Source organism: Streptomyces sp. NPDC001922 (genome assembly GCF_042891165.1).
GTDB lineage: Bacteria > Actinomycetota > Actinomycetes > Streptomycetales > Streptomycetaceae > Streptomyces.
Genome location: NZ_JBIASV010000001.1, coordinates 322,914 through 342,473, shown reverse-complemented (window position 1 = coordinate 342,473; position 19,560 = coordinate 322,914). Strand labels below are relative to the sequence as shown.

16 protein-coding genes and 1 pseudogene are annotated in these 19,560 nt (G+C 73.7%); 8 read left to right on the top strand and 9 right to left on the bottom strand.

All coding sequences use genetic code 11. The annotated features are described in order from the left end of the window. Positions 1-429 (top strand): organic hydroperoxide resistance protein, encoded by a 429-nt coding sequence (locus ACFYYR_RS01480; RefSeq protein WP_351506468.1) that lies wholly within the window; start codon positions 1-3, stop codon positions 427-429. Between the two features lie 263 nt (positions 430-692). Here ACFYYR_RS01480 and ACFYYR_RS01475 read toward each other — a convergent pair whose 3' ends face one another. After that, positions 693-1,172, bottom strand: coding sequence for a cupredoxin domain-containing protein (locus ACFYYR_RS01475; RefSeq protein ID WP_388845573.1), 480 nt, complete (start codon positions 1,170-1,172; stop codon positions 693-695). A 196-nt stretch (positions 1,173-1,368) separates the two neighbouring features. Here ACFYYR_RS01475 and ACFYYR_RS01470 point away from each other — a divergent pair. The 3 genes and pseudogenes from ACFYYR_RS01470 to ACFYYR_RS01460 all read left to right on the top strand — a co-directional run. Continuing rightward, positions 1,369-1,926: pseudogene (locus ACFYYR_RS01470) on the top strand (RNA polymerase sigma factor); the annotation flags it as partial. Positions 1,927-2,197: 271 nt separating this feature from the next. Then, positions 2,198-3,172 (top strand): hypothetical protein, encoded by a 975-nt coding sequence (locus ACFYYR_RS01465; protein WP_388845570.1) that lies wholly within the window; start codon positions 2,198-2,200, stop codon positions 3,170-3,172. A 180-nt stretch (positions 3,173-3,352) separates the two neighbouring features. Next, positions 3,353-4,198 (top strand): EI24 domain-containing protein, encoded by an 846-nt coding sequence (locus tag ACFYYR_RS01460; protein WP_388845567.1) that lies wholly within the window; start codon positions 3,353-3,355, stop codon positions 4,196-4,198. Positions 4,199-4,392: 194 nt separating this feature from the next. Here ACFYYR_RS01460 and ACFYYR_RS01455 read toward each other — a convergent pair whose 3' ends face one another. Both ACFYYR_RS01455 and ACFYYR_RS01450 read right to left on the bottom strand, forming a co-directional pair. Then, on the bottom strand, positions 4,393-5,592 hold the full coding sequence (locus ACFYYR_RS01455; RefSeq protein ID WP_388845565.1) for a hypothetical protein: 1,200 nt from the start codon (positions 5,590-5,592) through the stop codon (positions 4,393-4,395). Positions 5,593-5,763: 171 nt separating this feature from the next. After that, complete coding sequence (locus ACFYYR_RS01450) at positions 5,764-7,062, bottom strand: pyroglutamyl peptidase (RefSeq protein ID WP_388845561.1); 1,299 nt, start codon at positions 7,060-7,062, stop codon at positions 5,764-5,766. A 267-nt stretch (positions 7,063-7,329) separates the two neighbouring features. Between ACFYYR_RS01450 and ACFYYR_RS01445 the strand changes: the two genes are divergently transcribed. Further along, positions 7,330-10,119 (top strand): glycoside hydrolase family 3 protein, encoded by a 2,790-nt coding sequence (locus tag ACFYYR_RS01445; protein WP_388845558.1) that lies wholly within the window; start codon positions 7,330-7,332, stop codon positions 10,117-10,119. A gap of 195 nt (positions 10,120-10,314) precedes the next feature. On the opposite strand, the gene ACFYYR_RS01440 is transcribed toward ACFYYR_RS01445, so the two are convergent. Continuing rightward, entirely contained in the window at positions 10,315-11,379 is a 1,065-nt protein-coding gene (locus ACFYYR_RS01440) for an SGNH/GDSL hydrolase family protein (RefSeq protein ID WP_388845555.1), read from the bottom strand. A gap of 461 nt (positions 11,380-11,840) precedes the next feature. Between ACFYYR_RS01440 and ACFYYR_RS01435 the strand changes: the two genes are divergently transcribed. Together ACFYYR_RS01435 and ACFYYR_RS01430 are read left to right on the top strand one after the other, a co-directional pair. Beyond that, positions 11,841-12,335, top strand: coding sequence for a DUF3145 domain-containing protein (locus ACFYYR_RS01435; RefSeq protein WP_388845552.1), 495 nt, complete (start codon positions 11,841-11,843; stop codon positions 12,333-12,335). Between the two features lie 109 nt (positions 12,336-12,444). Continuing rightward, positions 12,445-13,326, top strand: a complete 882-nt coding sequence (locus tag ACFYYR_RS01430) for an NAD(P)-dependent oxidoreductase (RefSeq protein ID WP_388845549.1) — start codon at positions 12,445-12,447, stop codon at positions 13,324-13,326. A gap of 282 nt (positions 13,327-13,608) precedes the next feature. Here the strand turns inward: ACFYYR_RS01430 and fabF are convergent, their stop codons facing one another. The 5 genes from fabF to ACFYYR_RS01405 form a co-directional block, all read right to left on the bottom strand. Then, complete coding sequence (gene fabF / locus ACFYYR_RS01425) at positions 13,609-14,871, bottom strand: beta-ketoacyl-ACP synthase II (protein ID WP_388845547.1); 1,263 nt, start codon at positions 14,869-14,871, stop codon at positions 13,609-13,611. Positions 14,872-14,946: 75 nt separating this feature from the next. Next, a complete protein-coding gene (locus ACFYYR_RS01420) occupies positions 14,947-15,192 on the bottom strand; it encodes an acyl carrier protein (RefSeq protein WP_388845544.1) in 246 nt (81 codons plus the stop codon). A gap of 83 nt (positions 15,193-15,275) precedes the next feature. Beyond that, a complete protein-coding gene (locus tag ACFYYR_RS01415) occupies positions 15,276-16,310 on the bottom strand; it encodes a ketoacyl-ACP synthase III (protein ID WP_388845541.1) in 1,035 nt (344 codons plus the stop codon). A gap of 13 nt (positions 16,311-16,323) precedes the next feature. Further along, positions 16,324-17,274: an ACP S-malonyltransferase gene (locus tag ACFYYR_RS01410; protein ID WP_388846413.1), complete on the bottom strand. Its 951-nt coding sequence runs from the start codon at positions 17,272-17,274 to the stop codon at positions 16,324-16,326. A gap of 89 nt (positions 17,275-17,363) precedes the next feature. Beyond that, positions 17,364-18,566, bottom strand: coding sequence for a PucR family transcriptional regulator (locus tag ACFYYR_RS01405; RefSeq protein ID WP_388845539.1), 1,203 nt, complete (start codon positions 18,564-18,566; stop codon positions 17,364-17,366). A 52-nt stretch (positions 18,567-18,618) separates the two neighbouring features. Between ACFYYR_RS01405 and ACFYYR_RS01400 the strand changes: the two genes are divergently transcribed. Next, entirely contained in the window at positions 18,619-19,290 is a 672-nt protein-coding gene (locus ACFYYR_RS01400) for a pirin family protein (RefSeq protein ID WP_388845536.1), read from the top strand. The last annotated feature ends 270 nt before the right edge of the window (positions 19,291-19,560 follow it).

The following is a 19,560-nucleotide window of genomic DNA, read 5'->3' as shown; positions in this document are numbered from 1 at the left end:
ATGTCCATCGAGTCCATAGACGTCCTGTACACCGCGGTCGCCACCGCCGAGAACGGCCGCGACGGCCGGGTCGCCTCGGACGACGGCAAGCTCGACGTGGTCGTCAACCCGCCCAAGGAGCTGGGCGGAAGCGGTGCGGGCACCAACCCGGAGCAGCTGTTCGCCGCCGGCTACGGCGCCTGCTTCCAGGGTGCGCTCGGCGTCGTGGCGCGTCAGCAGAAGGCCGACATCTCCGGGTCGCGCGTGACCGCCCGGGTCGGCCTCGGCAAGAACGGCAACGGGGGCTTCGGCATCGAGGTCGCCCTCGAGGTCTCCATCCCGAACGTGGACCGGGCCACGGCCGAGCAGCTCGTCGAGGCCGCCCACCAGGTGTGCCCGTACTCCAACGCCACGCGCGGCAACATCGCCGTGGAGCTCAGCGTCGTCTGAGGCGTTGAGTCGCTGAGGCGTCCGGAGGGCCGCACCCGCAGCAGCGGGGCGCGGCCCTCCGCGCATGGCGGCCGACCGCGGTACTCGCTGCGCAGGCCCACCGCGTCCGTGCCGCGGTGCTCACCGGTGCTCACCGCGGCACGGTGTCACAGCGACCCGAGCCGCCGGTGCCACAGAACCTGTGTCACAGCGCCCGTGCCACAGCCCGTGCCACAGAGCCCCCGTGCCACCGCTGCCACAGTGCTCCCGTGTGCCCCACGGCGTCAGTAGCCGTTGTTGCCGCCCGTGCTGTTCCCGTTCGAGCCGCCGGTCCCGCTCACCGTGATCGTGGTCTTCATGCCCAGGTCCGCGTGGCTGTCGACGGGGCAGAAGACCTGGTACGTACCGTTCTTCAGCGTCACCTTGAGCGTGGTGGACTGACCCGGCCCGACCGTGGCGCTGCGCTGCTCCCCGCCCGCCCCGGTGATCTCCATGGCGTGCGGGTGGTGGCCGTCGTTGGTGGCGACGAAGGTGTAGGCGCCGGCGTGGAAGGTGTCGGGGTTCAGACGGAAGTGGTAGTCCGTCATCGTCACCGCGACCCTGGTCGTCCCGCTGTTCTTGGGCGGCGGGGACATCGAACCGTTCCCGTCACCGCCCGACCCGCCCCCGTATCCGCCGCCGCCGCAGGCCGCGAGCACCCCGGCCAGGACTCCGGCGCCGATCCCCACTCCAATGCTCCTGCGCACGGTCACGATGCGTGTCATGGCTCGGCCCTCCGGCCCTTCGGCGTCATTTCCCGGTCCTGCTCCGAACCCGGTCCTGCTCTGAATACGGCGGCAGTCGCGTGACGGGATTGCCGCGCGGGCGGAGAATGGCGGTGAGGTGCCCTTCATGTCCGCCCGCGTCCCTCGCCACGGCCGCCCGGCAATCCCCCGGGGTGGCAGGGCCGTATCCAGAGGTATGAGGACGGGCCTTCCCCTCGGGCGCGCCGCGGACGAGACGCTTCTGGCGGGGCTCAGCACCGGCGATCCCGAGATCGCCGTCGCCTTCGTCCGCCGCTTCCAGCGCACGGTCTACGGCGTCGCGATCGCGGTCGTCAGCGACTCCCAGCTGGCCGAGGACATCGCCCAGCAGACCTTCGAACGCGCCTGGCGGCACGCGCAGATGTACGACTCCCGGCGCGGCTCGGTCAAGACCTGGCTCACGGCGATCGCCCACAACCTGGCGATCGACGCGGTACGGGCCCGCAGGCCCACCCCCGTGGCCCCCGAGGACCTGGACTCAATGCTCGAACTCGTCACCGAGACCCCCGAGCAGCGGGCGGTCGCCGACGACACGGCGGCCCGGATCCGGGCGGCGGTCGCCGCACTGCCCGGGGCGCAGGGGCGGGCCCTGGTGATGGCCGGGATCTACGGCATGACCGCCCGGCAGGTCGCGGAGTTCGAGGACATCCCCGTCGGCACCGCCAAGACCCGCATCAGGGCGGCGATGGGAAAGCTGCGCCTGGCCCTGGGCCCGCCGTGGCCCGGCGCCGAGCGGGAGAGCGCGGAGCTCTCCGGCACCGAACCGAGCGGCGCGCGGCGGGACGATCCGGGGACGGCAGGCAGGCGGGAGGCCGGAACGCGGGCGGCCGGAACGGCGTCGGCAGGCGCGGAGCCGGACGCGGCGGGGACGGAGGCAGCCGGGGCGGACGCGGCGGGGACGGACGACCCGGCGGCACACCGTAACGACTCACGGAGCACCCCGGGACGAGCCGAGCGAGCCCCGGGACGAGCCGAGCGAGACGGCCATGACTGACCTGACCTGCGCAGAGCTGAGGGAGCTCGGTGCCGAGCTGGCACTGGGGATCCTCCCGGGTCGGGAGCGTGCCGTGGCCATCGCCCACCTGGACCGCTGCCCGAGCTGCCGGGAGTACATCGAGCATCTGACCCTCGCCGAGGACGGGCTGCTCGGCCTGCTGCCCGGCAGCGAACCGCCGGTCGGCTTCGAGAAGCGCGTCCTCCGTCGCCTGGGCATGTCGGGAGCCCGCCCCGCCGGACGGCGGACCTCCCGCACGGAGCCCGCCGGGCGGCGCTTCTCCTACGTGCGCCCGGCCGGACGCCGCCCCGCGGACCAGGGCTCCGGCAGCCAGGAGCCGGGAGCCCCCGATCCTGACGGCCTCGATTCCGCCGAACCTGCGTCCGGCAGCTCCGAGCCCGGCGGCCGGGGGAGTGGCGGCCGGGGGACCGGCCCGGAGCACGCCCGCCCGGGTCACGCCCGCCCGGGGCCCGCCGGCAGCCGGGAGCACGCACGGCGCGGGCCGGCGTCCGGCCACCGGCATCGCCGGCCCCGGCGCAAGCTGCGGGCCACCGTCGTCGCCGCCATCCTCGCGATCAGCTTCGGATTCGGCGGCTGGGCGGTGGGCCAGGCCCTCGGGGGGACTCCCGCCGCCACGACGGCCGGTGCCACCGGACAGCTGCTCACGGCCGACTTCACCGCCGGGAACCGGCACGTCGGGAAGGTCTTCGCCCACCCCGGCCCGGAGAGCTGGGTGTACATGTCGATCGACGACCTCGACTTCCCGCACGCGTACGGCAAGGTCTCCTGCCAGTTCGTGCGGGACGACGGCAGCACCGTCACCATCGGGTCGTTCACGCTCAAGGGCGACTACGGCCACTGGGCCGCTCCGGCTCCGGTGGACCGGGACACCCTCTCCGGGGCCCGCCTGGTCGGCGCCGACGGCATGGTTATCGCCACCGCCGACTTCGACGCCCCCGGCCACTGACCGCGCACGGCCCACCGCGTTCAGCCTGCCGTGCCCAGCCCGCCGTGCCCGGCCCACCGCCGCGCGCCGCCCGCCCAGGACGCCCCGTTCCGGCCCCCTTCCGGCCCCCTTCCGGAACCGCCGCGTCCCCCGGGGGCAGGTCCCGGCAGACCCCGGACGACGCCGCACTATGCTCTCCCCATGCATGATCTCGGGGCGGGTTTCGGCTATTTCTGGAAGGGCCAGCGTTGGGTGGCCGCACACGGCCGGTGGTGGGGCTTCGGCCTGCTGCCCGCGCTCGCCACCGTGGTGCTGTACGGCGCCGCGCTGGCCGGCCTCGGCTTCTGGGGCACCGACCTGACGGCCTGGGCCACGCCCTTCGCCGACGACTGGGGCTCGCCCTGGCAGGACCTCTTCCGCGGCTTCCTCGTCGCGCTGCTGTTCGCGGTCGTCCTGCTGTTCGCCGTGGTGTCCTTCACCGCCGTCACCCTGCTCATCGGGCAGCCCTTCTACGAGTCGCTCTCCGAGCAGGTCGACCTCTCGGAGGACGGCACCGCGCCCGAGTCCGGACTCCCGTTCTGGCGTGAACTGCTCATCTCCGCACGGGAGAGCCTGGCGATCCTCCTGCGGGTGGGCCTGTACTCGCTGCTGTTCTTCGCGCTCGGCTTCGTCCCGCTCATCGGCCAGACAGTGGTGCCCGCCCTCGGCTTCTGCGTCACCGGCTTCTTCCTCACCGAGGAACTCACCGCCGTCGCCCTCCAGCGCCGCGGCGTGCGGCTGCCGCAGCGCCTCGCGCTGCTCCGCGGCCGGCGCATGCTGAGCCTCGGCTTCGGGGTGCCGCTCGCGCTGCTCTTCCTGATCCCGCTCGTGGCGGTCTTCCTGATGCCGGGCGCGGTGGCCGGGGCGACGCTGCTGACCCGGGACCTCGTCGGCCCGGAGGAGCCGGACGCCACCACCGGGGCCGGCACCGCCGGGGCCGCCGCACACGGAAACCCCACCACCGGCCCCGCCGGGCAGAAGACCCTGACTCCGGGGCAGTACACCTAAGGGCGTGTTTCGAAAGTCCCGCTTGGCCGGTATCGGGCGGACGACGCTACTTTCGAAACACGCCCCTAGACGCCTGCACCTGAACATACTGACCTGCAACGCAGCCGCAGAACCCCCGCCCGGGCCCCGCCCGGACGGGGGTTCTTGCGTCGCTCCTCACCAGTACGCGCGCCCCTCACCAGTACGTGCGGTCGTCACCAGTACGCGCGGTCGTCCCAGGCCCGGAAGACGGCGAACTCGACCGGGTCGTCCTCCTCGTCCAGCCCGGCCAGCCCCTCCGTGGAGAACGTGCCGCGCTGCCAGGCCAGCAGTGTGTCGACCAGCCCGCCGTCGAGGGGCGGGCCCTGCCGGGCGTGGCGGGGCCAGACGATCAGCGGCCAGGCGTCGGGGTCGTCCCCCTCGGTCAGCCAGCCGAGGTAGTCACCGTCGATGGAGACGGCGAACGGCAGAAAGCCCCCGGCGGCGGGCCACACCGTCAGCGGGTACCAGTCCTCGGATCCGTCCTTGAGCTGCCGGTAGGCGTCCGTGGTCTCCTCGACGTGGTGGACGAACCGCCGTTCGCCGGTCCGCAGCGGGGTGAAGAAGCGCAGCCACTCGGTCCAGCAGCCCGCGCCGTACCGCTCCATGAGCGTCACGTACTCCCGCGGCAGTCGGGTGCCCAGCTCCGCGAAGAGCCCGTCCCAGGTGCCGTCGCCGAGGTAGGGGTGGTCCGGCGGCGGGCACAGCAGCCGCAGCGCGTCCGGCCCCGTACCGGTCTCCAGCGCGACGCGCCGCTCCGCCGCGGAGAGCCGGGGCGGCACGGGCTCGGGCGGTGTCCAGGGCCCGGCGTCCGGCAGGAACGCGGTGCGCGCGACGGTGCCCGGCAGCGGGCCGATCAGCGGCCCGGGCGGCGACGGCAGCTCCCAGCCCTCGCGGACGGTGTGCCGCAGATACTCGGTGAGGGTGAGGTCGTACCGGTGCCACGGCTGCAGGCCACTGCCCGGGACGGTGCCGCAGTGACTGACGACCACGGTCCACCGGTTCGGGTCCTCGGAGACCGAGGTGTCCCAGAACAGCACGTCGCTGTCCCGGGTGCACCCCCAGGCCAGCAGCCCGCCCGGTGCCGGGTGCAGCACCGGCCGCCCGTCCTCCGGCAGGTCGCGGGCGTCGATCCGGGCCTCGCGGTGGGTGTCCCGGAGCCACTCCCCGTACGTGAACCGGCCCTCCTCGACGCACGGGACGTGGATCCAGAGGAACTCCCCGAAGTCCAGGGGGCCGTGGACGTCGGCCAGGTGCTTGTAGTCGTCCGGCAGCCGCAGCCCCAGCCACTGTTCCACCGCCGCCCAGTCGACCGCGACGGGGGCGGGCGGACGCTCGGGGTCCGGGTCGGTGAAGGCGCTGATGTCCAGGGTCACGGCGAGGTCCTCCGTTGCGTGCTGTTGAACAACAGGACGCATTCTTCCGCCCGGTTCCCCCGGGCATCCGCCCAGGTCCGTCGGCCATCACACGGCTTCCGGGCCGTCCGCCGTTCCTCTCCGGCCCGTTGGCGCGGCCTCCCCTCATCCGCCCGGCCCCGGCAGCGGACCTCAGCGCGGCAGCGTGCCCGCCGTCACCGTCAGGATCGCGCGGATCTGACCGGTGATCGCCTGCCGGTTGCGCACGAAGTCCGGGTCCGTGACCGTGCCCGTGGACGGGTCGGAGTTTCCCGCGCCGAACTGCAGCACCGGGGTGTGCAGATGGCCGCCCGGCACCCGGAGGCGCAGCGCGTCCCGCAGCAGCGTCGCCCGGTAGGCGATCTCGTTCGACAGGTAGTCGCCCCCGCCGCCCGCGCGGGCCGTCGAACCGGGGGTCGGGCCGTCGGGCCGGTCCACCGGCTGGGTCCCGCCCGCCGGGATCTCGGTCACGGCCGTGTTGTCGTGCACCGGGAAGCCACCGGTCCCGGCCGCCACGATCCGCTCGTACGGCAGCGTGGTCACCGTCCACTGCGGCTGCGGATGGACGGTCGGCACCCCGGACGGGATCGGGACGGTACCGGTGCGCGAGATCCGGTCGTTGTCCGGGTAGCCGCCGCGCCAGGCGCCGTTGGTGCGCTCGACGTCGAACCGGCCCGGCCGGCCCTGGCTGATCGTGGTGAACATGTCGACCCGGTGCGGACCGCTCCGGAAGTACGGGGCCAGGGTCCGCTCCACCGTCCCCTCGGCGAAGTCCGTCCAGCGCACCGGGAAGACCGCGGTCTCCACCCGGGCCGGGCCGGACGGCGTGCGGATCGTGGTTCCGTCCAGCGCCAGCGCCGCCGCGCCCGACGGATTGCTGCGGCGCGCGTCCGCGTCCAGCTGGAACGGGTCGAAGCCGGTCACCAGCACCCGCTTCACCGCCCGGCCCGCGGGCAGCTCGACCGTGTCCTGGCCCCGGGACCCGCGCTCCAGACGGGTGATCAGCTCCTGCCTCCGGGACTCCGGCAGCGCGAACGGCGGCTGCCACGCCCGAAGCGCCTTCGTCATGCCGAGCCGGGCCCAGTACAGCGGCCGGTCGTCGTCCCGGCTCAGGTCGCCGCCCGCCGGTCCCCGCCCCTGCACACGGTCGACGGCCCGCTGCCACAGCCGCTGCCCGGCACGCGTCACCAGCCGCTCGGCCCCGTCCACGGACCCCACGGCCGCCAGCTCCCGAGTGAACTCCGGTGCCACCGCGTCGAATCCGCTCCTCCGGAGGATCTCCCGCGGCACGGCGCCGTCCAGCCGCTGCTCCTCGACGGTGGGCGCGGCGACGGTGGGCGCGGCGCCGGCGGAACGGACCGCGGCACCGGCCGGCGCCGCGGCGAGGGCCGGCGGAGCGCAGACCGCCAGAACGGCACCGAGCAGGCCCAGTCGGATGCGCATGCGTCGCATGGAAATCCCTTCGTCGAGTCGGGAGTGATCCCAGCAGAGGATCGCCGCCGTGACCAGAGCCCGTCGCCGGAACTCCCCGCCGGTCCGCCGGAACCCCCCGAACGCACGCACCCCCACCACCCCGAACGCGCGCACCCCACCACCCCAACCGCACGCACCCCCACCACCCCGAACGCGCGGGCCGGGCCGTCCCGCGCCCCGTGCTCCCTTCCCGCCGCCCCGGCTCCGGGGCAGGATGAGCCGCACGCCGGACAAGGGGAGGCCCGTATGACTCCGCAGGACGCGGCACGCGAAGCAGCGGTGGAGGACGCGCTCGGCAAGCTCGACCTGGACGACAGGACCCGGCTGCTGGCCGGTCAGGACACCTGGTCCCTGCCGGCGCTCCCCGCGATCGGCCTGCGGTCCCTGGTCATGTCCGACGGACCGGTCGGGGTGCGCGGCGTCCGCTGGACCGCCGCCGACCCCTCGGTCGCCCTCCCCAGCCCCACCGCCCTCGCCGCCACCTGGGACCCCGAACTCGCCCGCCGGGCCGGGCACCTCCTCGCCCAGGAGGCCCGCCGCAAGGGCGTCCACGTCCTGCTCGCCCCGACCGTCAACCTCCACCGCTCACCGCTCGGCGGACGCCACTTCGAGTGCTACGCGGAGGACCCGTACCTCACCGGAGAGATCGGCACCGGGTACGTCCGCGGTGTCCAGGAGGGCGGAGTCGGCACCACCGTCAAGCACTTCGTCGCCAACGACGCCGAGACCGAACGCTTCACCGTGACGAACACGGTGGCCCCGCGCCCGCTGCGCGAGCTCTACCTCGCCCCCTTCGAGGCCATCGTCAGAAACGCCCGCCCGTGGGGCGTCATGGCCGCCTACAACGCGGTCAACGGCACCGCCATGACCTCCCACCGCACCCTCCTCCGCGAGGTGCTGCGGGAGGAGTGGGGCTTCGACGGCGCGGTCGTCTCGGACTGGCTGGCCGCCCGGTCCACCGCGGACAACATCCGCGGCGGCCTGGACATCGCCATGCCCGGACCGACGACCGTCTACGGCGCGGCACTGGCCGACGCCGTCCGGGCGGGCGAGGTGGAGGAGGCCGAGGTCGACCGGGCCGTGCGGCACGTGCTGCGGCTGGCCGCCCGCGTCGGCGTCCTCGACGGCGTACCCGCCGCCGTCGCTCCCCAGGACCTCCCGGAGCGGCTCTCCGGTGAGGACGTCGCCCGGGAGATCGCCCGCCGCTCCTTCGTCCTGCTCCGCAACGAGCCGGCGCCCGTCCGGGTACCGGCCGGACTCGCCGAGGAGGCCCGCTCCGGCCCCCACCCCCTGGAGGTGCCCGGCCAGGAGCCGGTCGACGCCACCGGGGGACGGCCCGCGGACGCCGACGGCGAGTCCGGGATCCCAGGGGACGGCACAGGCGACGGCCCGGCCGACAGCACGGCCTCCGACCCCACGGCCTCCGACCCCACGGCTTCCGGCCCCACGGCTTCCGGCAGCCCGGGCCCCGGAAGCACCGGCTCCGACGCCCCGGGGCACGGCGCTGCGGCCGTCCCGGCCGAGCCCCCGGGGGAGCGGCCGGCCGAGCCCGTCCTCCCGCTCGACCTGTCCCGGCTCCGCAGCGTCGCCGTGATCGGCGCCGCCGCCCGCGACGCCCGCATTCTCGGCGGCGGCTCGGCCCAGGTCTTCCCCGCCCATGTCGTCTCCCCGCTCGACGGCCTGCGGGACGCGCTCCCCCGGGAGGTGGACGTCGTCCACGCCGTCGGCGCGGACCCGAGCGACGAACTCGCCGTCGCCGAAAAGGGATTCCGGCTGCACGCCGTGTGCCGGGACGGCCAGGGCCGCGAGCTCGGCGGCGAGCCCCTGCCGAGCGGCCAGGTCAGCTGGATGGGCGACTTCCCGGAAGGCGTCGACTACCAGGCCCTGCACACCGTCGAGCTGACCGGGACCTTCACCCCGCGGGTCAACGGCGAGCACCTCTTCGGCACCCAGGGGATCGGCGGCTTCCGGCTCACCGTCAACGGACAGGTCCTCTTCGACGGTGCGCAGGCCCCCGACCACGACGACCCCTTCGAAGCCTTCTTCGGCTCCCCGGTGCCGCGCGGCGAGCTCCATCTGATGGCCGGACAGCCGGTCGAGGTCGCCCTGGTCTGCACGGTGGTGAAGCCCACGGACGCCCCGGTCGCCGCGGTCAGCTGTGCCCTGCTGCACGGCGAGCCGGTGCGCGACCCCGACGAGATGCTGGACGAAGCGGCCACCGCGGCGGCGGACGCCGACACCGCGATCGTCGTCGTCGCCACCACCGAACGGGTGGAGAGCGAGGGCTTCGACCGCACCCATCTGCGGCTGCCCGGCCGGCAGGACGAGCTCGTCCGCCGCGTGGCGGCCGTCAACCCGCGCACCGTGGTCGTCGTCAACTCCGGCTCCCCGGTGGAACTTCCCTGGCGCGATGACGTGGCGGCCGTACTGCTCGGCTGGTTCCCCGGCCAGGAGGCCGGCGCCGCCCTCGCGGACGTCCTGCTCGGCCGCGAGGAGCCCGGCGGCCGGCTCCCCACCACCTGGCCCGCCCGGCTGGAGGACGCCCCGGTGTCCCGGGTCGTCCCCGCCGACGGCGAACTCGTCTACGAGGAGGGCGTGTTCATCGGCTACCGGGCCTGGGAGAAGGCCGGCGCCACGCCCGCGTACCCCTTCGGCCACGGCCTCGGGTACACCACCTGGGAGTACGAGACGGTCGAGACGGCCGGGACCACCGTGACGGTCCGGCTCCGCAACACCGGCACCCGCCCGGGCCGCGAGGTCGTCCAGATCTACCTCACCCCGCCCGCCTCGGACCCCCAGGACACCGGCGCCTCGGAAACCCGCCCCCGGGAGCCCCGTCGGCTGGCGGGATTCGCCACCGCCCCGGCGGCCCCGGGCGAGAGCGTCGCCGTGGAGGTCGTCCTCCCGCGCCGCGCCTTCGAGACCTGGGACGAGGCGACGGACCGCTGGCGGTTCGTGCCCGGCCGGTACCGGATCGAGGCAGGCAGGTCCGCCACCGACCCCCGGCTCACCGGCACACTGGACGCCACGGACTGACCCCGGCCGTACAGGCCCGGAGCCCCCTGTCACCGGGCCCGGGAACGCACTCCCGGGCCCGCCGCGGCTCTGGACCACCCCACGCTCCCGGACTCACCCCAGGCCCCCGGACTCACCCCAGGCCCCCGGACTCACCCCAGGCCGGAGCCCGGGGCGGTGGAGCGCTCCCGCGGTCCACCGCCCCGTGCGGGCCGCTCACCCCACCGGCTTCTTCGCGGTGACCGCCCGGTACGCCATCTCCGCCAGCACCCGCTGGCCGTTTCTGCTCGGGTGGAACCAGTCCCATTTGCTCAGCTGCCGCCCGCTGAAGAGGTAGTCGAAGACCGCCCCGCCGTCGTACCGGCACAGCGGGTCCTTGCCGCACTCCTCCTTCAGCACCGCGTTGTACGCCAGCACCCGCTGCTGGACGTAGCTCCGCCGCTGGGTCGCCGCCCGGTCCATCGCGTCCGGCTGACCGAGCATCGACGCGCAGATGCCCAGCTGCCAGACCTGCTTGCCGAACGGGTTCCGGCGCCCCTCGGCCCACACGCGCTTGAGGTCCGGGACGCTGGTCACGAACACCTGGGTCTTCGGCAGGGCGCGCCGCAGCGCCCGCAACGACCGCTTGAAGTCGGAGCGGAAGGCCGGCACCGGGGTCATCAGATCGGTGCTGTCCCGGCAGGCGTCGTTCGAGCCCAGCATGACGGTCACCAGCTCCGGCCGGTGGCCCACGGCCCGGCGGACCTGTCCGGGCAGATCCGCCATCCGCGCTCCGGTCCGCGCGTAGTTCCAGCTGTCACCGGCCGGGTCCTTCAGCAGCCGGCCGGCCAGGCTGCCCACCTTCGGGTCCGTCCCCGTCGACCACGACACCTCGGGGCAGTCGGAGAGGACGAGACAGGCGTCGAAGCCCCGGGTGACCGAGTCGCCGAGCGCGGCGATCGACTCCGGGCTGGTGTCCCACACCGGGGTGGGCCGGGGGCGCGGGCCGTGGGAGGCCCGTTCGGATGGTTCGTCGCCGATACCGCAGCCGGTGACGCCACCGAGCAGCGCGGCCGTGACGACCGCGGCCAGCGCGACCCGGGCCGCCCCGCCGCCCGGCCGGACCGCTCCTGCGCTCGTCCGGACCACCTCTGCGCTCGCCCGGGATTCCGCCCCGCCGCCCGGCCGGGCCGCGTCCCGCTGCCTCCACGCCCGGCCCCCCGCCCGCAGGACCCACGCCCGCAGGACCCACGCCCGCAGGCCCCGGCTCGCACGGCGCCCGCGCCCGAATGTGTCCCGCATTGCCGGCTCCCCTCGCGCGGTCGGTGGCATTCCTCCCGCTTTCCTCCACGGATGACGGATTGGGCCGCTCGGGCGTTCCCCGATCGGAGGTTTCCCGCCGTCCCCGCGAGTGAAAGCTTTGCCGATATCCGTCCGGGACCGACGGTACGTCACCCCCGGGCCGGTGGTGCACGGTAGCTTTTCCCCGTGGCAGTCGGTCTGCTGCGCGTCGTGCGCAGTGACCTGACGGCCGGTCGCCTCAGCTGTGGCGCGCGTGCACCCCGGAAATCGTTGACTTACATCACGTCACATACTGCCCCTTTTACGGACTTTTGCTCCCCATGGTGTTTACTGCACGTAACCTCGGGAGTTGGTACGGAAGTGACTTTTCGGGCAGAATGTCAGGTGCTGTCCAGGACGCGACCGGTACGGAGCGCGAGGCCGCTGGGGAAGGCGAACCTCGTCCCACACTGGAGGTCCCGGTGACGACACGTGGAGTTCTGTACGTGCACTCCGCACCGCGCGCGCTGTGCCCGCACGTCGAATGGGCTGTCGCGGGCGTGCTCGGCGTGCGTGTCAACCTCGACTGGATCAGACAGCCGGCCTCGCCCGGGACGTGGCGGGCCGAGTTCTCCTGGCAGGGTGAGCCGGGCACCGCGTCCAAGCTCGCGTCCGCACTCCGCGGCTGGCACCTGCTCCGCTTCGAGGTGACGGCCGAGCCCTGCCCCACCGCCGAGGGCGAGCGCTACAGCGCCACCCCCGAACTGGGCATCTTCCACGCGGTCACCGGCATGCACGGGGACATCCTGATCCCCGAGGACCGGCTGCGCGCCGCGATGACCCGGGCCGGCCAGGGGGAGACCGACCTCGAAGCCGAGATCGCCAAGCTCCTCGGCAAGCCCTGGGACGACGAGCTGGAGCCGTTCCGGTACGCCGGCGAGGGCGCGCCCGTCCGCTGGCTGCACCAGGTGGTCTGAGGGGTCCTTGCGCGATGAGCGCCCGACCCGGGCGGGCATCGTGCAAGGACCCCTGAGCGCCGCCGCCCGGTTCGCCGCCCCGGGCGGACCCACGCCGTAGCGTGCCGTCATGGCTGACAACACTTCAGTGGCGGTGCTGGGCACCGGCATCATGGGGGCCGCGATGGCCCGCAACCTGTGCGGCGCCGGTCTGGACGTCCGGGTCTGGAACCGCACCCGCGACAAGGCCGAGCCGCTCGCCGCGGACGGCGCCCGCATCGCGGACGACCCGGCGGCCGCCGTCGAGGGCGCCGATGTCGTCCTGACGATGCTGTACGACGGGCGGACCGTGCTGGACACCATGCGCGAGGCCGCCGCCTCCTTCGCCCCCGGAACCGTGTGGTCGCAGTCGACCACCGCGGGCATCGACGCCCTCGAACCGCTGGCCGCGTTCGCGGCCGAACACGATCTGCTCTTCGTCGACGCGCCCGTCCTGGGCACCCGGCAGCCCGCCGAGGACGGGAAGCTGACCGTGCTCGCCGCGGGACCCGCGGAGGCCCGGACCACCCTGACGCCCGTCTTCGACGCGATCGGCAGCCGCACCGTCTGGATCGCCGAGGACGGCGCGAGCGGAGCGGCGTCCCGGCTGAAGATGGTCTGCAACAGCTGGGTGCTGGCCCTCAACAACGCGGTCGGGGAAGCGCTCGCCCTCGCCGACGGGCTGGGCGTCGAACCGCAGGCGTTCCTCGACGCCGTCGCCGGCGGGCTGCTGGACTGCGGCTATCTCCGCCTCAAAGCGGGCGCCATCATGAACGACGACTACGCGCCGAACTTCTCGGTGACCACGGCCGCGAAGGACGCCCGGCTGATCCTGGAGGCGGGGAAGCGGGCCGGGGTGCGGATGGACCTGGCGGAGGCCGGAGCCGAGCGGCTGCACCGGGCCGAACGGGCGGGCCACGGCGACGAGGACATGGCGGCGAGCTACTTCGCGGGCTTCATCCGGGAGGGCTGAGGGGGGCCGGAGAGCAGAGCTGCGCGGCACAGCGGAGCCGCTGGGGAACGCCGACGGGCCCAGGCGCCCCGCCCCGGACACCCCGCCCCGGACACCCCGCCCCGGACACCCCGCCCCGGACACCTGCCCCGGACAACTCTCCCCGGACTCTTCCCGGACAACGCAACGGCCGGGCAGTCGGTGACTGCCCGGCCGTCGGCCGCGTAGGGCGCCGCCTCACCCGACCCGCCGCCCCGGTGGTGGGGGGGCGGCCGGTGGCCGGATGGCGGCAGGTGGTGCGGGTCAGACCGTCCGGAAGGCCAGGACGACGTTGTGCCCGCCGAAGCCGAACGAGTTGTTCAGCGCCGCGATGGTGCCCTCCGGCAGCGGGCGCGGCGTGTCGCGCACGACGTCCGCGTCGGCGTCCGGCTCCAGGTTCTCGATGTTGATCGTCGGCGGGGCGACCCGGTGGTGCAGCGCCAGGACGCTCGCCACCGTCTCGATGCCGCCCGCGCCACCGAGGAGGTGGCCGGTCATGGACTTCGTGGCGGACAGCGCCATGTGGTCCACGTCGTCGCCGAAGACCTTGCGCAGCGCCTTGATCTCGGCCACGTCGCCCTGCGGGGTCGAGGTGGCGTGCGCGTTGATGTGCACGATCTCGGCCGGCTTCAGGTCGGTGCCGTCCATCAGGTTCTGCAGGGCGTGCGCGATGCCGTTGCCGGACGGCTCGGGCTGCGTGATGTGGTGCGAGTCCGCCGAGATGCCCTGGCCCAGGGCCTCCGCGTAGACGCGGGCGCCGCGCCGGGCGGCGTGCTCCGCAGACTCCAGGACGACGACACCGGCGCCCTCGCCGAGGACGAAGCCGTCACGGGCCGTGTCGTACGGCCGGGACGCCCCCTGCGGGTCGTCGTTGTTCTTGGACATCGCCATCATGTTGCCGAACGCGGCGATGGGCAGCGGGTGGATGGCCGCCTCGGTGCCGCCCGCGACCACGACGTCGGCGCGGCCGGAACGGATCATCTCGACGGCGTAGCCGATGGCCTCGGCACCCGACGCGCAGGCGCTCACCGGAGTGTGCACACCCGCGCGGGCGCCCACCTCCAGGCCCACGTTGGCCGAGGGGCCGTTCGGCATCAGCATCGGGACGGTGTGCGGGGAGACGCGGCGTACGCCCTTCTCCCGGAGCACGTCGTACTGGTCGAGCAGGGTCGTCACGCCGCCGATGCCGGAGGCGATGACCGTGCCCAGCCGGTCCGGATCGACCGCCGCGTCCTCACCGGCCTTCGCGGTGAAGCCCGCGTCGGCCCACGCCTCGCGGGCCGCGATCAGCGCGAACTGCGCCGAGCGGTCCAGCTTGCGGGCCTGCGGCCGGGGGATGATCTCGCTCGGCTCGACCGCGATCTGCGCGGCGATGCGTACCGGGAGCTGCTCGGCCCACTCCTGCTCGAGTGGGCTGACGCCGGAACGCCCCGCGATCAGACCTTCCCAGGTCGATACGGTGTCGCCACCCAGCGGTGTGGTTGCGCCGATACCGGTGACGACCACGGTGCGGTTGGTCGCATTCACAGGAATTCTTTCTCCACGTTCGAGGGGTCCGAATCGACGGCGCCACCACGGGGTGGCGACACACGCTCGGCTGGATCAGGCCTGGTGCTTCAGGATGTAGTCGACAGCGTCGCCCACGGTCTTGAGGTTCTTGACGTCGTCGTCCGGGATCTTCACGTCGAAGCGCTCCTCGGCGGCGACGACGACCTCGACCATGGACAGCGAGTCGACGTCCAGGTCGTCGGTGAAGGACTTGTCGAGCTCGACGTCCTCGGTGGGGATACCGGCGATCTCGTTGACGATCTCGGCGAGACCCTCGAGGATCTCCTTCTGGTCGGCCATTGCGGCGCTCCTTCGGTGTTTTCGGTACTTCCGTACAAGGTGGAACGGGGCTGCCCGGTTGGCCCGGACTGCGTGGATCGTGCCTATGGGAGGGTAACGACCGTTGCGGCGTAGACGAGACCCGCCCCGAAGCCGATGACGAGCGCGGTGTCGCCGCTCTTCGCCTTCCCCGTCGCCAGGAGCCGCTCCATCGCGAGCGGGATCGAGGCGGCCGAGGTGTTGCCGGTCGTCTCCACGTCACGGGCCACCGTGACGTGTTCCGGCAGTTTGAGGGTCTTCACCATCGAGTCGATGATCCGCATGTTGGCCTGGTGCGGAATGAAGACGTCCAGGTCGTCCGCGCTGATCCCGGCCGCGTCCAGCGCCTGCTGGGCGACCTTCGCCATCTCGAACACCGCCCAGCGGAAGACCGTCTGGCCCTCCTGGCGGATGGCCGGGAACTTCAGTTCGCCGTCCTCGCCGACCGGCAGCTGCCGCACGTCGCCGACGCGGAACTCGTCCCACGGGACGGTCTGCGTGATGACGTCCGCCTTGTCGCCCTCCGAACCCCAGATGCTGGGGCCCATCGCGGGCTCGTCGGACGGGCCGACGACGACCGCGCCCGCGCCGTCGCCGAACAGGAAGGCGGTGGACCGGTCGGTCACATCGGTGAGGTCCGACAGCCGCTCGACGCCGACGACCAGCACGTACTCCGCGCTGCCCTCGACGATGAGGCCCTTGGCGATCGTCAGGCCGTAGCCGAAGCCCGCGCAGGCCGCGGAGATGTCGAACGCGGCGGCCTTGCCCGTCCCCAGCCGGTGCGCGATCTCGGTCGCGACCGACGGGGTCTGCTTGAAGTGCGAGACGGTCGAGATGACCACGGCGCCGATCCGGTCGGCGGTGAGGCCCGCGGCGGCGAGCGCCTTGCCCGACGCCTCCAGCGACATCTCGGCCACGGTCTCGTCCGGGCCGGCCCAGTGCCGGGTGGCGATACCGGAACGGGAGCGGATCCACTCGTCGGACGAGTCGATGTGCTTGAGGATCTCCTCGTTCGGCACCACCCGCGTCGGACGGTAGCCACCCACGCCGAGGATCCGCGCGTACGGTGCGCCCTTACCGGGCCTGATCTTCGCGCTCATGCTCTCGCGACTCCTATTCGGCGGGGCGGTCGGCGGGAACGGCGTGCTCGGCGATGAGCTCGCGGGCCGCGTCGATCTGGTCCGGCGTCTTCAGGGCGACGGTCTTCACCCCGGGCAGGGCGCGCTTCGCCAGCCCGGCCAGCGTGCCGCCGGGGCACACCTCGATCATCGCGGTGACGCCGAGCTCCTTGAAGGTCTCCATGCACAGGTCCCAGCGGACCGGGTTGGACACCTGGGCGACCAGCCGCCGCACGATTTCCTGACCGGACCCGACGACCGTGCCGTCGCTGTTGGAGACGTAGCGGACCTGCGGGTCCCGCACCGTCACGCCCGGGACCAGGGTCTCCAGGGCGGAAACGGCCGGAGTCATGTGGTGGGTGTGGAACGCGCCGGCGACCTTCAGCGGCATGACCCGCGCGCCCTCCGGCTTGTCCGCGGCGAGCGCCGCCAGCTGCTCGGAGGTGCCCGCGGCCACGATCTGGCCCGCGCCGTTCATGTTCGCCGGGGTCAGACCGAGCCCCTCCAGGTGGGCCACGACCGTCTCGGGGTCGCCGCCGAGCACCGCGGACATGCCGGTCTCGGTGACGGCCGCGGCCTGCGCCATGGCGAGGCCCCGCTGCCGGACGAGCACCATCGCCGCCTCGGCCGAGATCACGCCCGCGCCGGCGGCGGCGGTGAGCTCACCGACGCTGTGACCGGCGACCGCACCCGCGACCCGCCGGGCCTCGGCGGGCTCGGGGAACACCGACAGCGCCGAGACCAGACCGGCGGCCACCAGCAGCGGCTGCGCCACCGCGGTGTCACGGATCTCCTCCGCGTCGGCCTTGGTGCCGTAGTGGATCAGGTCCAGACCGGAGACGGCGGACCACCACTGGAGACGTTCGGTGACGCCGGGGAGTTCGAGCCAGGGAGCCAGGAAGCCGGGCGTCTGGGCGCCTTGGCCGGGAGCGACGAGTACGAGCACTCTCACACTCTCTCTTGCGGCCGGTCCGGAAGACCGGTGGGGACAGGGACCAAGAACCGTCAGGGTAATTGTGGGTGTCCGACAAAACTCTAGAGTTGCTGATCTCCTTGGGCCAGACGCCCCAGAATCAGTGCGATACGGAGCGTGAACGCGGATCGTACATCGGACGGCGACCATCCGGTGACGTCCGTCACACGTCGGAGCCGGTAGCGCACGGTGTTGGGGTGAACGAACAGCATCCGGGCGGCCCCTTCGAGGCTGCTCGCCTGTTCCAGGTAGACGCTGAGGGTTTCCAGCAGGGCCGAGCCCGCCTCCTCCAGCGGTCTGTAGATCTCCTCCACCAGCTGTTCGCGGGCGGAGACATCGCCCGCCATCGCGCGCTCCGGCAGCAGGTCGTCGGCCGGCACCGGGCGGGGGGCGTCCGGCCAGGCGGTGCAGGCCCGCAGCCCCGCGTTGGCGGCCTGCGCCGAGCGGGTGGCGGACACCAGGTCGCCGACGACCGGACCGGCCACGACCGGCCCCGGGGCGAACGGCCCGATCAGCGCCTTCGCGGTGCGCAGCGGATCGTTGCTACCGCCCGCGACGACGATCAGCCGGTCGCCGAGCACCCCGGTGAGGACCTGGAGCTTGGCGTGCCGGGCCGCGCGCCGGATCGCCTCCACGGTCAGCTCGCTGTCCCCGTCCGGCGCGGTGCCCAGCACCACGATCACGTGCTCGGGGGAGTTCCAGCCGAGCGCCGCGGCGCGGGAGAGGGCGCCCTCGTCGGCCTCGCCGGAGAGCACGGCGTTCACCACCAGCGACTCCAGCCGGGCGTCCCAGGCGCCGCGCGCCTCGGCGGCCTGCGCGTACACCTGGGCGGTGGCGAAGGCGATCTCCCGGGCGTAGACCAGCAGCGCCTCGCGCAGCACCGCCTCGTCGCCGGGCGCCGCCACCTCGTCGATGGCGGCCTCCATGACCTCGATGGTCGTCCGGACCATCTCCACGGTCTGCCGCAGCGTGATCGCGCGGGTCAGCTCGCGGGGCGCGGTCCCGAAGACATCGGTGCTGATCGCCTGCGGGGTCTCCGGATGCCGGAACCACTCGGTGAAGGCGGCGATACCGGCCTGGGCCACGAGGCCGATCCAGGAGCGGTTCTCCGGTGGCATGGCGCGGTACCACGGCAGCGTCTCGTCCATGCGGGCGATCGCGTTCGCGGCGAGGTGGCCGGAGGATTTCTCCAGCCGTCGCAGGGTCGCGGCGTGTGGGTGAGCGTCGGCGGATCCGGATTCAGGCACGTGACAAGACTGCCTCATGCGGCGTCCGTCCTGCCCCGCCCCCTCCCTCGCGCCTCGGTACGGTGGACCGATGATGCAGCTGAGGCGGGCCGGGGAGCGCTACCGGGGCGGCGATCCACAGGCGGGGATCGAGACCCGGCACGCGTTCTCGTTCGGCCCGCACTACGACCCGGACAACCTGCGGTTCGGCCCGCTGATCGCCTGCAACGAGGAGCGGCTGGAGCCCGGGGCGGGCTTCGAGGAGCATCCGCACCGCGACGTGGAGATCGTCACCTGGGTCGTGGAGGGGGAGCTCACCCACCGGGACTCGGCCGGGCACGCCTCGGTCGTGCGCCCCGGCGACGTCCAGCGGCTGAGCGCGGGCAGCGGGGTGCGGCACACCGAGCGCAACGAGGGGGAGGAGCCGCTCCGCTTCGTCCAGATGTGGCTGGAGCCCGCGCGGCCGGGCGGCGAACCGTCCTACGAGATCGTCCGCGGCATCGCCGCCGGCACGCCCTACGCCCTGGCGAACGCCGGGGCCGTGCTGCACATCGTGCGGCTGGCGGAGGGCGAGCGCGCGGCGCTGCCGATGGGCGACGCCGGCAGCGGGACGGAAGCCCGGACGCATCTGCAGGTGGTGCGCGGCCGGGTGCGGCTGCCGGACCACCTGCTCGGGCCGGGCGACGAGCTGCGGATCTCCGGGCAGCACGCGCCGGAGCTCACCGCCGCCACCCCGGCCGAGCTGCTGATCTGGGAGATGTGACGCGCGACCGGGCCCCGTCGGCGCGGCGGGGCTGCTCCTCCCGGGAGGACCAGCTCAGCGCGGTGCCGCCGGCCGCCGGCCGCCGACCGGGGCGCGGGGCGCGGGGCCGCAGGGCGGCTGGGTGGACGCAAGGGGGTGGGGGCGCGGGGCCGCAGGGCGGCTGGGTGGACGCAAGGGGGTGGGGGCGCAGGGGTGGGGGGTTCCGGAAGCTTCCGTGTATTTGTGGGCCCCCAGGGCCCGTAAATATACGTTCCGGAACCCCCCCCCCCG

What these genes read in the sequence shown, in the direction of transcription:
- ACFYYR_RS01480 (WP_351506468.1), top strand. Translation starts at nt 1, where the DNA reads ATGTCCATCGAGTCCATAGACGTCCTGTACACCGCGGTCGCCACCGCC.
- ACFYYR_RS01475 (WP_388845573.1), bottom strand. Translation starts at nt 1,172, where the DNA reads ATGACACGCATCGTGACCGTGCGCAGGAGCATTGGAGTGGGGATCGGC.
- ACFYYR_RS01465 (WP_388845570.1), top strand. Translation starts at nt 2,198, where the DNA reads ATGACTGACCTGACCTGCGCAGAGCTGAGGGAGCTCGGTGCCGAGCTG.
- ACFYYR_RS01460 (WP_388845567.1), top strand. Translation starts at nt 3,353, where the DNA reads ATGCATGATCTCGGGGCGGGTTTCGGCTATTTCTGGAAGGGCCAGCGT.
- ACFYYR_RS01450 (WP_388845561.1), bottom strand. Translation starts at nt 7,062, where the DNA reads ATGCGACGCATGCGCATCCGACTGGGCCTGCTCGGTGCCGTTCTGGCG.
- ACFYYR_RS01445 (WP_388845558.1), top strand. Translation starts at nt 7,330, where the DNA reads ATGACTCCGCAGGACGCGGCACGCGAAGCAGCGGTGGAGGACGCGCTC.
- ACFYYR_RS01440 (WP_388845555.1), bottom strand. Translation starts at nt 11,379, where the DNA reads ATGCGGGACACATTCGGGCGCGGGCGCCGTGCGAGCCGGGGCCTGCGG.
- ACFYYR_RS01430 (WP_388845549.1), top strand. Translation starts at nt 12,445, where the DNA reads ATGGCTGACAACACTTCAGTGGCGGTGCTGGGCACCGGCATCATGGGG.
- ACFYYR_RS01420 (WP_388845544.1), bottom strand. Translation starts at nt 15,192, where the DNA reads ATGGCCGACCAGAAGGAGATCCTCGAGGGTCTCGCCGAGATCGTCAAC.
- ACFYYR_RS01415 (WP_388845541.1), bottom strand. Translation starts at nt 16,310, where the DNA reads ATGAGCGCGAAGATCAGGCCCGGTAAGGGCGCACCGTACGCGCGGATC.
- ACFYYR_RS01405 (WP_388845539.1), bottom strand. Translation starts at nt 18,566, where the DNA reads ATGAGGCAGTCTTGTCACGTGCCTGAATCCGGATCCGCCGACGCTCAC.
- ACFYYR_RS01400 (WP_388845536.1), top strand. Translation starts at nt 18,619, where the DNA reads ATGATGCAGCTGAGGCGGGCCGGGGAGCGCTACCGGGGCGGCGATCCA.